At 55.8% G+C, this 14,644-nt stretch carries 13 protein-coding genes and 2 tRNA genes; 7 read left to right on the forward strand and 8 right to left on the reverse strand.

The genetic code is table 11. The features are described from left to right. Positions 1-91 precede the first annotated feature (91 nt). The gene (locus ACR0LH_RS00150; protein WP_480719204.1) at positions 92-829 is read right to left on the reverse strand and encodes a porin; all 738 of its coding nucleotides are present in this window, start codon (positions 827-829) and stop codon (positions 92-94) included. A 338-nt stretch (positions 830-1,167) separates the two neighbouring features. Between ACR0LH_RS00150 and ACR0LH_RS00155 the strand changes: the two genes are divergently transcribed. From ACR0LH_RS00155 to uvrA, 3 genes are all read left to right on the forward strand, one after another. Beyond that, positions 1,168-1,244: transfer RNA gene (locus ACR0LH_RS00155), tRNA-Asp, on the forward strand. Positions 1,245-1,289: 45 nt separating this feature from the next. Beyond that, a tRNA-Asp gene (locus ACR0LH_RS00160) sits at positions 1,290-1,366 on the forward strand. Between the two features lie 177 nt (positions 1,367-1,543). Next, positions 1,544-4,402, forward strand: a complete 2,859-nt coding sequence (gene uvrA / locus ACR0LH_RS00165; protein WP_480719205.1) for an excinuclease ABC subunit UvrA — start codon at positions 1,544-1,546, stop codon at positions 4,400-4,402. Between the two features lie 14 nt (positions 4,403-4,416). On the opposite strand, the gene ACR0LH_RS00170 is transcribed toward uvrA, so the two are convergent. The 5 genes from ACR0LH_RS00170 to ACR0LH_RS00190 all read right to left on the reverse strand — a co-directional run bounded on the left by ACR0LH_RS00170 (position 4,417) and on the right by ACR0LH_RS00190 (position 9,211). Next, positions 4,417-4,806: a hypothetical protein gene (locus ACR0LH_RS00170; protein WP_170778928.1), complete on the reverse strand. Its 390-nt coding sequence runs from the start codon at positions 4,804-4,806 to the stop codon at positions 4,417-4,419. 94 nt (positions 4,807-4,900) lie between these two features. Beyond that, positions 4,901-5,773, reverse strand: a complete 873-nt coding sequence (gene mmsB / locus ACR0LH_RS00175) for a 3-hydroxyisobutyrate dehydrogenase (protein ID WP_480719206.1) — start codon at positions 5,771-5,773, stop codon at positions 4,901-4,903. Positions 5,774-5,776: 3 nt separating this feature from the next. Next, complete coding sequence (locus ACR0LH_RS00180) at positions 5,777-6,817, reverse strand: enoyl-CoA hydratase/isomerase family protein (RefSeq protein ID WP_480719207.1); 1,041 nt, start codon at positions 6,815-6,817, stop codon at positions 5,777-5,779. 7 nt (positions 6,818-6,824) lie between these two features. Further along, complete coding sequence (locus ACR0LH_RS00185; RefSeq protein WP_480719208.1) at positions 6,825-7,967, reverse strand: acyl-CoA dehydrogenase family protein; 1,143 nt, start codon at positions 7,965-7,967, stop codon at positions 6,825-6,827. A gap of 128 nt (positions 7,968-8,095) precedes the next feature. Beyond that, positions 8,096-9,211, reverse strand: coding sequence for a carboxylate-amine ligase (locus ACR0LH_RS00190; protein WP_480719209.1), 1,116 nt, complete (start codon positions 9,209-9,211; stop codon positions 8,096-8,098). Positions 9,212-9,352: 141 nt separating this feature from the next. On the opposite strand from ACR0LH_RS00190, the gene ACR0LH_RS00195 reads away from it, so the two are divergent. After that, on the forward strand, positions 9,353-10,204 hold the full coding sequence (locus ACR0LH_RS00195; protein WP_480719210.1) for a class I SAM-dependent methyltransferase: 852 nt from the start codon (positions 9,353-9,355) through the stop codon (positions 10,202-10,204). Between the two features lie 71 nt (positions 10,205-10,275). Further along, a complete protein-coding gene (locus ACR0LH_RS00200) occupies positions 10,276-10,752 on the forward strand; it encodes a fasciclin domain-containing protein (RefSeq protein ID WP_170485513.1) in 477 nt (158 codons plus the stop codon). A gap of 51 nt (positions 10,753-10,803) precedes the next feature. On the opposite strand, the gene ACR0LH_RS00205 is transcribed toward ACR0LH_RS00200, so the two are convergent. Then, positions 10,804-11,388: a L,D-transpeptidase gene (locus ACR0LH_RS00205; RefSeq protein ID WP_170485540.1), complete on the reverse strand. Its 585-nt coding sequence runs from the start codon at positions 11,386-11,388 to the stop codon at positions 10,804-10,806. Positions 11,389-11,590: 202 nt separating this feature from the next. Continuing rightward, entirely contained in the window at positions 11,591-13,090 is a 1,500-nt protein-coding gene (locus tag ACR0LH_RS00210) for a CoA-acylating methylmalonate-semialdehyde dehydrogenase (protein WP_480719211.1), read from the reverse strand. A gap of 103 nt (positions 13,091-13,193) precedes the next feature. Here ACR0LH_RS00210 and ACR0LH_RS00215 point away from each other — a divergent pair, with 103 nt between their 5' ends. Further along, positions 13,194-14,096, forward strand: a complete 903-nt coding sequence (locus ACR0LH_RS00215) for a LysR family transcriptional regulator (RefSeq protein WP_480719212.1) — start codon at positions 13,194-13,196, stop codon at positions 14,094-14,096. Between the two features lie 60 nt (positions 14,097-14,156). Continuing rightward, on the forward strand, positions 14,157-14,594 hold the full coding sequence (locus tag ACR0LH_RS00220; RefSeq protein WP_170566799.1) for a CBS domain-containing protein: 438 nt from the start codon (positions 14,157-14,159) through the stop codon (positions 14,592-14,594). Positions 14,595-14,644: the final 50 nt, after the last annotated feature.

A 14,644-nucleotide genomic window follows, 5' to 3' on the forward strand; every position in this document is an offset into this window, starting at 1 on the left:
AGTCCTTGATGTCCGCAAGAGGGACCAAATCTGTTTTACGAAGCCGCTTTAAGTCAAAACGCCCCGAAGGTGAACTCCGGGGCGATTATTCTTACAGACCGGGCAGTCCGGGAAGCTTATCGAACACTCCGCGGCGGCCGAACGTCGTACCACGTTCGTTACCAAAGTTCATACGAACGCCAACGCCGATATAGGCTTCGTTTGAGCTGCCGGAGACGATGGGGGATGAAATATGGGCAACCCCAAGGACCCCGTATACTTCTGCGTTGTCACTTGCTGCATAGTTCGCACCAAGCGCAAAGAGATCGAAATCCAGCGCACCAACCACATCGTTCAACAGATCATAGCTGGCAGTGAACTCCCATTTGTCGTTCAGATCAGCGGTAACCGAAACACCGAACATATTGCCGTCGATGTCCGAAAAATCGCTTAGCTGTTGACGCGCGATATAGCCTTCGACCTCGGCCGGGCCTGCGTCAAAGCCAGTTTCCAGACCGTAGAATTCGACATCAAGAGAATCGATGCGCTCTTGTCCATAAAACGCACCGAACGAGGCGTTTTTGCTGGTGTGCCAGTTTGCGTGCAGCGTCCAGTTCGTCGCGTTTTCACCCAGGTCCTGAAAGCGATAGCCGCCCAAATCCAGTTGTGCGCTGAAAGCACGATTGAATGCCAGCTCACCGGAACCGTTCAGGTTGAAAGCATCACCCAGATCGGTGTCGGTAAAAGTTCTATATCCCAAATCAAGATAGCCGCCAGTGACCTCAATCGCTTGGGCGTGGCTTGCTGTAATTGTCGCTGATAATGCGCTAATAATGAACAATTTTTTCATTGCTCTGCTCCGTTATGTTTTTTGTTATCGCAGAAGTCTAATTGAGACTTCTCCGGTAGGCGCTGCTGAATTCTTAGGGTTCGGGAATGTGTACTGACTCGGTCGAAAATCGTGCCGTTGTTGCGTGCCGGACACACCTATGGGTAGATTCGCCTTCGACTGGTTCGCGCGGCCTTTCAAACGCTCGTCCAAACCGCAGACGACACCCTGCATCAATGGGGAGGTCGATGTTAGGATCAGGAAAATTCTGGATTTCGGAAAAAACTTCAAAACGCCGCTTGACGATGTCCGAGCCTAGCCATAATACACCCCAACGTTCAGCAACGAACGGGCAGCGGGCGGTTGTAGCTCAGTTGGTTAGAGTACCGGCCTGTCACGCCGGGGGTCGCGGGTTCGAGCCCCGTCAACCGCGCCATCGCTGCCATCCTTGGTCCAGGTCAAAGGCCACGAAAATAGATGCGCGGTTGTAGCTCAGTTGGTTAGAGTACCGGCCTGTCACGCCGGGGGTCGCGGGTTCGAGCCCCGTCAACCGCGCCATTTATTCTCAATAACAATCTTCGATGATTAAACTTCAGGCCCGGTCGACGCGCTGTCGTGGATTTTGGCTGTTGTGATCGGCAATAATCCGACGGTTCTCTTTTTGTTCTAACTTTTCTGTTGGAGACTCAGTGCCGCTCGCCTATTTCTAGGACACTTGTCTGTTGGGGGCCGAATATGGCTGAGCTGAAGAATATCGAGGTGCGCGGCGCGCGCGAACACAACCTCAAAAACATCGACGTAGATATTCCACGGGATCAGCTTGTGGTGATTACCGGGTTGTCCGGGTCGGGCAAGTCTTCCTTGGCGTTTGACACCATCTATGCCGAAGGACAGCGGCGTTATGTCGAAAGCCTGTCAGCTTATGCGCGCCAGTTCCTCGACATGATGGAAAAGCCCGACGTTGATCACATTAGCGGCTTGTCGCCAGCAATTTCCATCGAGCAGAAAACGACCTCGAAAAACCCACGCTCGACCGTGGGAACTGTAACCGAGATTTATGACTATCTGCGACTTTTGTTCGCTCGGGCAGGGACGCCGTACAGCCCCGCAACGGGTCTTCCGATCGAGGCCCAACAGGTTCAGGACATGGTCGATCGTATTATGACGATGGACGAAGGTACGCGTGGATACCTCTTGGCGCCGATCGTTCGGGACCGAAAGGGCGAGTACAAGAAAGAATTCCTTGAACTGCGCAAGCAGGGTTTCCAGCGCGTCAAGGTGGATGGTGAGTTCTATGAATTGGATGAGCCTCCGACATTGGACAAGAAATTCCGACATGACATTGACGTGGTGGTTGACCGCCTCGTCGTTCGTGAAGGAATGGAAACGCGGCTGGCTGATAGTCTGCGAACCGCGTTGGATCTGGCCGACGGCATCGCGATTTTGGAAACCGCCCCGCGTGAGGGCGACCCCGAGCGGATCACGTTCAGTGAAAACTTTGCTTGCCCAGTGAGTGGGTTCACGATCCCGGAGATCGAGCCACGATTGTTCTCGTTCAACGCTCCGTTTGGGGCGTGCCCGGTCTGCGATGGGCTGGGAGTCGAGCTGTTCTTTGATGAACGCCTCGTAGTCCCTGACCAGACGCTAAAGCTCTACGATGGGGCGCTAGCGCCATGGCGAAAAGGAAAATCTCCGTATTTCCTGCAGACCATCGAAGCAATCGCGCGTCACTATGAATTTGACAAGAACACGCCCTGGAAGGATTTGCCCGAAAAGGTGCAGCAGGTATTTCTGCGCGGATCCGGGGATGAGGAAATCCAGTTTCGCTATGATGAAGGCGGGCGTGTATATCAGGTCACGCGCAGCTTTGAGGGTGTGATACCGAATATGGAACGTCGCTATCGGGAAACCGACAGCGCATGGATTCGTGAAGAATTTGAGCGGTATCAGAACAACCGCCCTTGCGGGGCCTGCCACGGGTATCGTCTGCGCCCCGAAGCTCTGGCGGTTAAGATTGCCGGGCTTCATGTAGGTGAAGTGGTGCAGATGTCGATCAGGGAAGCCTTGGCGTGGATCGAAGATGCGCCGAACCATCTGACCGTGCAAAAGAATGAAATTGCCCGCGCCATTTTGAAGGAAATTCGCGAGCGCTTGGGATTCTTGAATAATGTGGGGTTGGAGTATCTGACACTTTCACGTTCCAGCGGAACACTTTCTGGCGGAGAAAGCCAGCGTATCCGTCTGGCCAGCCAGATTGGATCGGGCCTGACCGGTGTTCTGTATGTATTGGACGAACCGTCCATCGGGCTGCATCAGCGGGACAATGACAGGTTGCTGGGAACGCTCAAGAACCTACGGGATCAGGGAAATACTGTGATCGTCGTCGAGCATGACGAGGAAGCCATACGAGAGGCTGACTATGTGTTCGACATCGGCCCCGGCGCTGGCGTTCACGGCGGCCAAGTGGTCAGCAGGGGAACGCCCGACGAAATCGCAGCGGACGCGGCGTCGATGACCGGCCAGTATCTGGCGGGAACTCGCGAGATTTCGGTTCCGACAGAGCGGCGGAAAGGAAACAAGAAGAAGGTCACTGTCGTTAACGCCATTGGAAATAACCTCAAGAATGTGACGGCCGAGTTTCCATTGGGTAAGTTCGTTTGCGTGACGGGTGTGTCCGGGGGTGGGAAGTCAACCCTGACGATTGAGACTTTGTTCAAAACGGCCTCGATGCGCCTGAACGGAGCAAGGCAGACCCCAGCGCCTTGCGAAACGATCAAGGGTCTGGAACACCTCGACAAGGTCATCGACATTGATCAACGCCCGATCGGACGAACACCACGTTCAAACCCCGCGACATATACCGGTGCGTTCACCCCAATTCGTGATTGGTTTGCCGGGCTGCCCGAGGCGAAGGCTCGTGGGTACAAACCCGGCCGGTTCAGTTTCAATGTCAAAGGTGGTCGCTGCGAAGCGTGTCAGGGCGATGGCGTTATCAAGATCGAGATGCACTTTCTGCCCGATGTGTATGTGACCTGCGAAACCTGTAAAGGCGCGCGCTACAACCGCGAGACGCTGGAGATCAAGTTCAAGGGTAAATCCATCGCGGATGTGCTTGATATGACCGTAGAGGACGCGCAGGACTTCTTTAAGGCGGTTCCTTCAATCCGAGACAAGATGGATGCGCTAGCGCGTGTTGGGTTGGGCTATATCAAGGTGGGTCAGCAAGCCACGACTTTGTCCGGTGGCGAAGCGCAGCGTGTGAAACTGTCGAAAGAGCTGTCGAAACGCTCGACCGGGCGGACTTTGTATATCTTGGACGAGCCGACGACCGGACTGCACTTTGAGGATGTGCGTAAGTTGCTGGAAGTGCTTCATGAATTGGTGGATCAAGGAAACACTGTTGTCGTGATCGAACATAATCTGGATGTCGTGAAAACGGCGGATCACATAATTGATATCGGTCCCGAGGGGGGCGATGGGGGTGGTGAAATCGTGGCTACAGGCACCCCGGAAGACGTCGCTGACGTCGCCCGCAGTCACACAGGCAGATACCTTAAACAGATGCTTGAGGGCGCGCGCGTCGCAGCAGAATAGCCGGAAGCTGGCATTCAATAGAGAATGTCAGCCACCGCTCCAATCAGGTTCAGTACCTTGCGTGTTTCCGGGTCTACGCGATAGACGTAGTCTCCGGCGCGAACATAGGACCAACTGCGGTTTAAGCCATAGCGGTAAGGATCATTGACCCAACGATAATCGCGATCAATGTAGTCTCCCGTGCGGTACAGCTTTTTCACTTGCCCCGGCGGCACACATGGCACGGCCTTTTTCGCAAGACCCGGGGGGCAATGCCCCGCTTTCCCCTTGGCCAAGACAATCGGTTGGCCGGGCACGCGGAACACGTTGTCACCGTGTCCGTTATTGCCATTACCGGCAAAAACGATGGTCGGACTACAGGCAAGGGCCGATACTGTAGCAATTACCGCAATTCGTTGCCGCATCTTATTCCCCTTGGACTGACTGCTCTCACAAATAGATGGCCGCCGGAAAGCGGCAGGTCAACCCGATGCGCAAGAAGCTGCCCATGGGCACAGATTACTTTCGCCCTCGCTTTTCAAATCGCGGCAACATGGCAGAGAAGTCCTTACCAAGCCCATCTTCGTCCTCGACAAACTTCTCATAGATTGCGGTTGCGACCTGTCCCATCGGCGTGTCTGCATCCGAGCTTTCAGCCGCTTGCTGGCTGAGGCGCAAGTCCTTTAGCATCAATTCCGCAGCAAAGCCGGGCAGGTAGTCATTGTCTGCCGGGCTGGCCGGGCCTACACCCGGTGCGGGGCAATACGCGTTCATTGTCCAGCTATATCCAGACGACGTGCTGACCACGTCAAACATCTTTTGCCGATCCAGTCCGAGTTTATCGGCCAGTGCAAAAGCCTCGCATGTTGCGATCATGGTGACACCGAGGATCATGTTGTTGCAGATCTTTGCGGCTTGGCCTGCGCCGGATTCTCCGCAATGAACGGCCTTCTGTCCCATAATGTCGAATAACGGCTTGGCCTTCTCGAACGCTGTGTCACTGCCTCCGGCCATGAAGGTCAGAGTACCTGCGGCCGCGCCTCCGATACCGCCCGAAACCGGGGCGTCCACGGCCAAAACGTCGGCCGCGGCAGCCTGATCTGCTACGGCACGCGCGCTGTCCACATCCACTGTCGAGCAATCAATCCAAACGGACCCCGGGCTCATCGCCGGGATGATCTCGTCTGCGACGGCCCGAAGAATCTGACCGTTGGGAAGCATGGTGATTACAATTTCGACATCAGAGGCGGCATTGGCCCCTGAATCCACCATTTCGACACCCGGAATACTAACCTGGGCAGTGTCAAAACCAGCCACATCGTGTCCGGCTGCCACCAAATTGGCCGCCATCGGATTCCCCATGTTTCCGAGGCCAATAAATCCGATTTTCATTCGTTACTCCTCTTCGAATGTCAGCGTATCACCGCCTAAAGGCTGTAGCATTCTCGACACATCAACGCCTGGCACGGCTTGATCCTGATGCCGCCAGCGCGGGTTTCGGTCCTTGTCGATAATCTGGGCCCGGATACCTTCGAGAAAGTCACCGTGTTCCATCGCGCGAAAGGTAAACCGATATTCGTGCTCGAGTGCTTTTCTGATTGTCAGACTGGGACTGCGAAGACGATGGATCAATTCAATCGTGCAGGCCATAGATAGCGGCGAGCAGCGGCCCATGAGTTTCGATGCGCTGGCGGAAAAGTCTGTGTCCAAGTTGCCCAATGTGTTCAAAACATCGCCCAGCCCTTCACCTGCAAAAGCAATATCGATCTCCGCTTGGAGTTTCGCCAAATTGCTTTCTGGTGGAGATTCTGTGTGATTGGTCAGCACCTCGGGGTCACCCGAAGCCTCAAGAAGCTCAATGACGTCTCGCCATTGGGAATAGGGAATGAACGTGTCTGCGAACCCGGCATAAATCGCGTCGCCGGCCCCCATCCGATAGCCAGTAGTGCCCAGATATTCGCCCAATCGTCCCGGAGCCAATGACAGCATCAACGAGCTGCCGACGTCTGGAACCAGTCCAATACCACATTCGGGCAAAGCGATCTGGCTGGTTTCGCAAACGATCCTATGGCTGCCGTGGCATCCAATCCCGACGCCGCCACCCATCGTGAAGCCCTGCAAGAAGCTGACAACCGGTTTCGGGTATTCAAAGATCAGAGCATTGAGGCGGTACTCATCCCGCCAGAATTTCCGCCCGTAGTCGAAGTCGCCTTTTGTGCCGGTGTCGTACAGTTCGGCAATATCACCGCCTGCGCAAAATGCCTTTTCCCCCTCGGCGTCCAATATGACCAGATCGACTGCGTCATCCTCACGCCAGTTCCGCATTGCGGCATCAATGGCCATGCACATGTCGTAGCTAAGTGCGTTGAGGGCTTGAGGCCGGGTCAACGTAATGCGCCCGGCGCGGCCTTCTGTACGGATTTCGATGTCAGACATACGATCCTCAGCGTTGGGCCAGCATTTGGCGCGAAACGATCACGCGCATGATCTCGTTTGTCCCTTCCAGAATCTGATGGACGCGCAGGTCGCGGACAAGCTTTTCGATCCCGTAATCTGCCAGATAACCGTAACCACCATGAAGCTGCAGACATTGGTCCACGACTTTTGAACCCGTTTCGGTCACGAATTTCTTTGCCATCGCGCAGAACTTTGTCGCGTCGGGCGCGCCCTGATCCAGCTTCCACGCGGCCTGACGCAGGAATGTGCGGGCGGCTTGCAGTTCAATCTCCATATCGGCAAGGCGGAACTGCAATGCTTGAAACTGGTCGATGGATTGCCCAAAGGCTTTGCGTTCGGACATGTACTGCAAGGTCATGTTTAACCCGGTTTGCGCCGCGCCCAACGAACATGACGCGATATTCAGGCGGCCGCCATCCAGCCCCATCATGGCATATTTGAACCCGTCTCCTTCGACACCGACAAGGTTCCCAGCAGGAATCTTGCAGTCATCAAATTGGACCTGAGCGGTGGGTTGGCTTTTCCATCCCATTTTTTGTTCCAGCGCACCAAAGCTCAGGCCGGGAGTCCCGTCTTCGACATAGACTGTCGAAATGCCCTTTGGCCCGTCCTCACCCGTGCGAGCCATGCAGACATAGGCGTCAGAATAGCCGCCGCCCGAAATGAAAGCCTTGGTTCCGTTCAGAGTATAGCCCTCATTCGTGCGGGCGGCCCTGGTCTTGAGCGCGGCGGCGTCTGATCCCGAACCCGGTTCTGTCAGGCAATAGCTTAGGACGGTGTTCAGGCTTAGAACCTCTGGCATGATGCGCGACTTCAACTCGTCACTGGCAAAGCTGTCCAGCATTTTGGCGCACATGTTGTGGATCGACAAAAAGGCCGCGACAGAGGGGCAGGCCATGGACAGTGCCTCGAAAACCAAAGTGGCGTCCAATCGGCTGAGGCCCGATCCACCACCGTCTTCCGAGACATAGAGCGCTCCGAATCCCAGTTCGCCTATGCGGGGCCAAAGGTCTTTGGGGATCGTCCCGTCGGCCTCCCACCGCCGCGCGTATGGGGCGATGTGTTCCTGGCCAAAGTCGTAGGCCATATCGAAGATCGCTGTTTGCTCTTCGGTCATTGCGAAATCCATGGCTTGCCTCCCACGCCGCCGGATGAATTGAACAAGTGTTTATTTCCGAATTCTTACAGAAATTTTGCACTGTCAGCAATTACCCAATGGGGTGCCAACATTTTGGGATAAATTCGCGGAACGTACAGTCAGAGATCCGCGTGGTATTCCTCGATCAGGTGCCGGACGACGGCTTTTCCGGGATCTTCGTCTCGGGCTGTGGCTTCTGCATAAACGCGGCGTTGACGGGTGGCCGATGTCCCGTTCTGGGCGATCTGCTGAAGGCGGGCCAGTTCGGTCATAGTTCCCAGCGCCTCGGCGTCTTCGGCAAGCAATCCCATCAGTTCACCCATCAGTTCCGGCATCGGTTTGATGGAGCGATCGCCAAAATCTATCATCCCTTCACCAACGCCGTATCGCTGCGCGCGCCAACGGTTTTCTCCGATCAGAAAGCGGTCGTATTGACGCCACCGAAGGTTACGATCCTTCAAACGGCACAGCATACGCGTCAACGCTTGCACCATCGCGGCCAGGGATAGGGTGTGCTCCAACCGTGGTTGAACGTCCATAATTCGGGTCTCAAGCGTTGGAAAGCGATGGGACGGCCGCAAGTCCCACCAGATTTTCGAGGTGTCCTCGATAATACCTAGTTCTACCAGTATCCCGGTGGTCCGCTCGTAATCCGCCCAACTTGCCAGCACTGGTGGCAGACCCGTGCGGGGCAGGTTGTCGAAAACGGTCAAGCGATAGGACGACAGACCGGTATCCTCGCCGTTCCAATAGGGCGAAGACGTAGACAGGGCCAAAAGGTGTGGCAGGAAATATGAAAGCTGCGGCATCAGGTCGGCCCGCAAAGCCGGGTCCTCGACGCCAACATGCACGTGCATCCCGCAAATGAGCATACGACGGGCGACACCGCCCAGCGCATGGTGCAAGGCGTCATATCGGTCCTTGCGCGTGTGATGCTGTTTCTTCCAGTCGGCGAAAGGATGGCAAGACACCGCGATTGGCGCCAGATTGTATTCCGCGGCCCGGCTTGCGACGCAGGTACGCAGCCGCCTCAGGTCTTCACGGGCAGAACTGATCGTCGTGTGGGGGCGGGTGCCGACTTCGATCTGGCATTGCAGGAATTCCGGGCTGACTTGCCCCTCAAAATCCCCCTGACACGCTTCCATCAGGGCTTCGGGCGCTTCGGCAAGTTCAAGGCTGTCACGGTCAACCAGCAGATACTCTTCCTCGATGCCCAGTGTGAATTCCTGCTGCATGGCGGCCCTCGTGGTTGATTGTCGGACCAGTGAATACGGAAATTGGATTTTTGCCAAGTGTTTACCCGCGAGGCGCTTGCAGACTGCCTGTCTCAAAATGTAAGGACAGGATCAAATGAAATCCAAACCCGGAGTCTTCGATTGAAACCCAGGAAATTCCTTCGGCTGAATGCGGTGCTTGACCGGTTTGGAGTGAAACTGATCGACAAGGCGACAGAGCGCGAAGAACGCGCCCGTCTCGAAGCGTTTGAGCGGGCAGGGGGGCTGACCCGCCCTGCCTATGCGCTTTCACCCGGGATGGATAGGTTCAACATCACTCAGTTGGTCGAAGAATACCGTCAGTACGCGGGCGCGCTGGACGCTTTGAAAGATCCCGCGCGCAATCAGACTGGGTATCGTGTTGGAAACGGGTACTACGACAGCCCCGACGCAGACGCGCTGTATCTGATGATCCGCAGGTTTCAGCCCAAACGGGTGATTGAGGTCGGCTGTGGGAATTCTACACGCGTGACGCGGCAGGCGATCATCGATGGGGGGCTGGAAACACACATCACCGCGATTGACCCGTTTCCGCGCGCAGACATCGCGCATGTAGTGGACCAGTTCGAGCAAAAACGTTTGGAAGACGTTGATCCGTCGGTATTCGATCAACTTGAACCCGGCGACGTATTGTTCATCGACTCTAGCCATGTTGTCCGTATGAGCAACGACGTCGCGCATTTGTTCTGCCGGATCATTCCGAACTTGAAACCCGGCGTCGTCGTCCACGTGCACGATGTTTTTTTGCCCTACGAATATCCCAAGCGGTTCTTCTACGATTGTCCGGGTTGGGGCGAGCAGTATATGCTGCACGCCTTGCTGCAATCTAACGCCTTTTCAATGCTTTGGCCGGGATATTACCTGCAACAGGATCGCCCGGACGCTGTGGAAGCCCTGCCTTTCCTAAAGGACGGTCGGGCGCAAAGCATCTGGGTACAGCTAAAAGAAAATTGATCTCATTGTGATCCGGCTTCCGAAGAGGCCCGTACCCCTTTCCATACAACGCTGGAGAGGAGTTAACAGCCATGTTCCGCCGCACTTTCATGGGCGCTGCCGCCGCAATCGCACTGACACTGCCCGTAAAGGCTCAGGCCGCTGACATTGTAGATACCGCTGTGTCCGCTGGGTCCTTCAATACGCTGGTCGCAGCCGTGCAAGCTGCCGGTCTCGTCGATACGCTCAAAGGGAACGGACCCTACACGGTTTTCGCGCCGACTGACGAAGCCTTTGCCGCCCTGCCTGAAGGCACCGTAGAAACCTTGCTGCTGCCTGAGAACAAGGATCAGCTCGTTGAAATCCTGACCTACCATGTTGTTCCGGCCAAAGTGATGTCGGGTGATATTGCCGGCAAGCGCGCCAAGGTTCTGACCGTTCAGGGCGATCGTCTTAGCGTGAATGCCAAGAATGGCGTTAAAGTGAACGGCGCAGAGGTCGTGCAAGCAGACATCGAAGCAAGCAACGGTGTCATCCATGTCGTGGACGCAGTGATCCTGCCTGAGTAACCACTCACTAAATCAAAAAAAGCTCCGGTCCATGTGGCCGGGGCTTTTTTGTCAGACCAGTCGAACTTGGGTTCCGACTTGAACCAGAGGATACAATTCCTCGACGTGCTGGTTATAGAGACCGATACACCCCGACGAGCTTTGGCGACCGATTTTACGCGTGTCGTGTGTTCCGTGCACCAGATAGGCAGGCCAGCCCAAATACATCGCGCGGGTGCCCAGTGGGTTTCCGGGTTCCCCACCTTCTATACGGACGGGCAGCGATGGATCGCGTTCACGCATGGATGCGGTTGGCGTCCAGCTTGGGTTTTCGCGCTTGCGTACCACTTCGGTGTAGCCGCGCTTGGTCAGTTCTTCGCTCATGGGAACGGAACTTGGGTACAGTTTGTAAGTACCGTCCGATCCCCAGTAATGAACGGCACGGCTGGTGATATCGGCCAACAGGCAGCCAACCCCTAATGAGTCGAAGTGATCCTGCCAGTTCTGCTGCGAGAACGAGGATACATTCCGACGGACAGGCAACTGCGTGCTGATCGCGTCCTCGGTTTCGGGAAACGCATCCGTGCTTTGGGCGCGCACGAGTGCAGGCGTCGCCAGCAAGGACGCAGCGCCCAACAAAGCTGTGCGACGGGTCATACGGGGATTTGACAATGTTGCCTCCGGATCAAGGGCTGCTCGAACAAGTTCGGGGTAAAATATTGCTGACACCATTGTTTTGCCAGTGGTGCCCGATTGAATTTATCGTGAGTACGCCAGAAACTTGGGTTTCGGCAGAGCTTTGCCGAAAAACCCGGCCGATAGGGGCCGGGTTTGTTGTTAAAGTCCAGGACAGTTCTGATTAGTCCATGGCTTTGAAGTTGAACTCGCCACCTTCCTTGATGCCTGAGGGCCAGCGGGCCGTGACGGTTTTGGTGCGGGTGTAGAACTTGAAGCTGTCCGGGCCGTGCTGGTTGAGGTCACCGAACATGGATTTCTTCCAGCCCCCAAAGGTGTGATAGGCCAGCGGAACCGGGATCGGGACGTTGATGCCAACCATGCCGATATTCACCCGGCTGGTAAAATCACGCGCGGTGTCCCCGTCACGAGTGAAGATCGCCGTGCCGTTGCCATACTCATGATCCATCGCCAGTTTCAGAGCTTCTTCATAGGAACCGGCGCGGACGGTGGACAAGACGGGGCCAAAGATTTCCTGCTTGTAGATGTCCATCTCGGGCGTCACGTGGTCGAACAGATGAGGACCGACAAAGAAACCGTCCTCGTATCCTTGAAGGCTGAAGTCGCGGTTATCGACGACCAGTTTCGCGCCTTGCTCAACGCCCGAGTTGATCAGGCCGAGGATGCGCTCTTTGGCGGCACCGGTCACAACCGGGCCCATATCCACGTCGTCACCTGCCGTATAGGGACCGACTTTCAGCTTTTCGATGCGTGGCACCAGCTTTTCGATCAGCGCGTCGGCGGTTTCTTCGCCAACCGGGACAGCAACCGACACGGCCATGCAGCGCTCACCTGCTGCGCCAAAACCGGCTCCGACCAGTGCGTCCGCCGCTTGATCCAGATCGGCGTCGGGCATGACGATCATGTGGTTCTTGGCGCCGCCGAAACACTGGGCCCGTTTGCCGTTCGCCGTGGCGCGGGAATAGATGTACTGCGCAATCGGCGTCGAGCCGACAAAGGACACGCCTTGAATGATCTCACTATCCAGTAGGGTATCCACGGCCTCTTTATCGCCGTTCACGACTTGGAAGACGCCTGCGGGCAGACCAGCCTCGACAAACAATTCCGCCAGCATCAGCGGGATCGAGGGGTCGCGCTCGGACGGTTTCAGAACCACGGCATTGCCGCAGGCCAGTGCGGGACCGACATGCCACAGGGGCATCATGGCCGGGAAGTTAAACGGCATGATCGAGGCCACAACGCCCAGCGGTTGACGCATCGAATACATGTCGATGCCCGGACCCGCGCTGTCGGTAAACTCACCTTTCAACATCTGAGGCGCGCCAATGCAGTACTCGATCACTTCCAGCCCGCGCTGAAGATCGCCCTTGGCATCAGGAATGGTTTTTCCGTGTTCGCGGCTGAGCGCCTCGGCCAATTTATCCATGTCCCGGTTCATCAGGTGAACCATCGCCATCATTACCCGTGCCCGTTTCTGCGGGTTGGTCGCACCCCATGCGGGTTGCGCGGCGGCTGCGCTTTCGATTGCTGCGGTGGTTTCAGCGACGCTCGCCATCGGGCATTTGTACTGAACTTCGCCCGTTGCAGGGTTGAAGACGTCGTCAAAGCGGCCAGACGTACCAGCGACATTCTCGCCATTGATGAAGTGAGACAGTTCGGACATTGCCATTTCCTCCGGTAGATTTGCGCGCAGAATAGGCTTGCATAAATCGCGTGAACAGAGGCAATCTCCCAAATATGTTTTGCAAAAATGCAAAGGGCAGGTCATGACGCCGAATTGGGACGATATGAGGGTGTTTCTGGCGGTCGCGCGTGAAGAAAGCCTGTCTGCCGCTGGCCGATTGTTGAAAATTGATCCGGCCACGGTAGGGCGGAGGATCGCTCGGCTTGAAACCTCGCTTGACGCGCCACTGTTTACCAAGTCGCAACAAGGCTACATCCTGACCTCCGCCGGAGAACGCCTGTTGGATCACGGCTTGAAGGCGGAAGAAGCGATGCGCGCCGCCGCTGGTGCGCTGGCCGGGTCATCAAAAACACTAAGCGGCCAGATACGCATCGGAGCGCCGGATGGATGTGCCAACTACTTGCTGCCGCAGGTCTGTGCGAAAATCTGCGATGACAACCCAGAACTGGATATTCAGATTTTGGCCTTGCCGCGCGTCATAAACCTGTCTCGACGCGAAGCAGACATGGCCGTGACAGTCAGCGCACCTACGGCCGGCAAGCTATTGGTTCAAAAAATCAGTGACTACCGGCTGCATCTTGTTTCAACGCACGAATACCTGAATGCAAACCCCCAGATCAGCTCACTTGAGACTCTGAAGGGGCACCGGATGATTGGCTATATTCCAGATATGATCTTTGACCGAGAGCTGGACTATTTGGTCGATATCGGTGTTGACCGTGTCGCGCTTGCATCGAATTCCGTCTCGGTCCAGCTTCGCCAGGTTTCTCTGGGATCAGGAGTTTGCGTTGCCCACGATTTCACTCTGCCGTTCCATCCAAACCTGCAGAAAATCCTGACGGATCAGGTTAGTTTGACACGTGGCTTCCACCTTGTTCGCCATCAGGGGGATCAAAGGAATGAGCGATTAAACCGCTTTGCACAGGCGTTGACACAGGGCATCCGCGATGAAGTCGAGAGGCTGGAAGCCATAGCTTCACCTTGACAGGTTCATACATTCCGGCAACGCTTTGTAAAACAGGAAGTTATTTCGGAGGTTATGCATATGCTTGTTCAGGCCATTCTGAAATCCAAGGCGACAGAAGGGGTTGAAACGGTAAGCCCGTCGATCACTGTTTCCGAGGCTTCAAAAATACTGGCGGAAAAGCGGATCGGTACGGTTGTGGTCTCGGAAGATGGCGGAGAGACAGCATCTGGTATCCTGTCAGAGCGCGATATTGTGCGTGAACTGGCCGCGAGCGGCAGTGGGTGTCTTTCAAAGTCAGTCAGTGCCTACATGACAAGCGACCTAGAGACCGCGACCCGTCAGGATAGCGTTAAGGATGTGCTGACACGCATGACCGAAGGCCGTTTTCGTCACATGCCAATTGTAGAAGAAGGCAAGCTGATTGGAATCGTGACGCTGGGCGATGTCGTCAAAGCGCAGCTATCCGAATTGGCCATGGAAAAAGAGGCGCTGGAAACAATGATCATGGGGCATTAATCCCCATCCGAGACCATCCTTCCTATTGCACCTGCGGCAGAGTTATGTTT

This window comes from Ruegeria sp. CL6 (genome assembly GCF_056536465.1).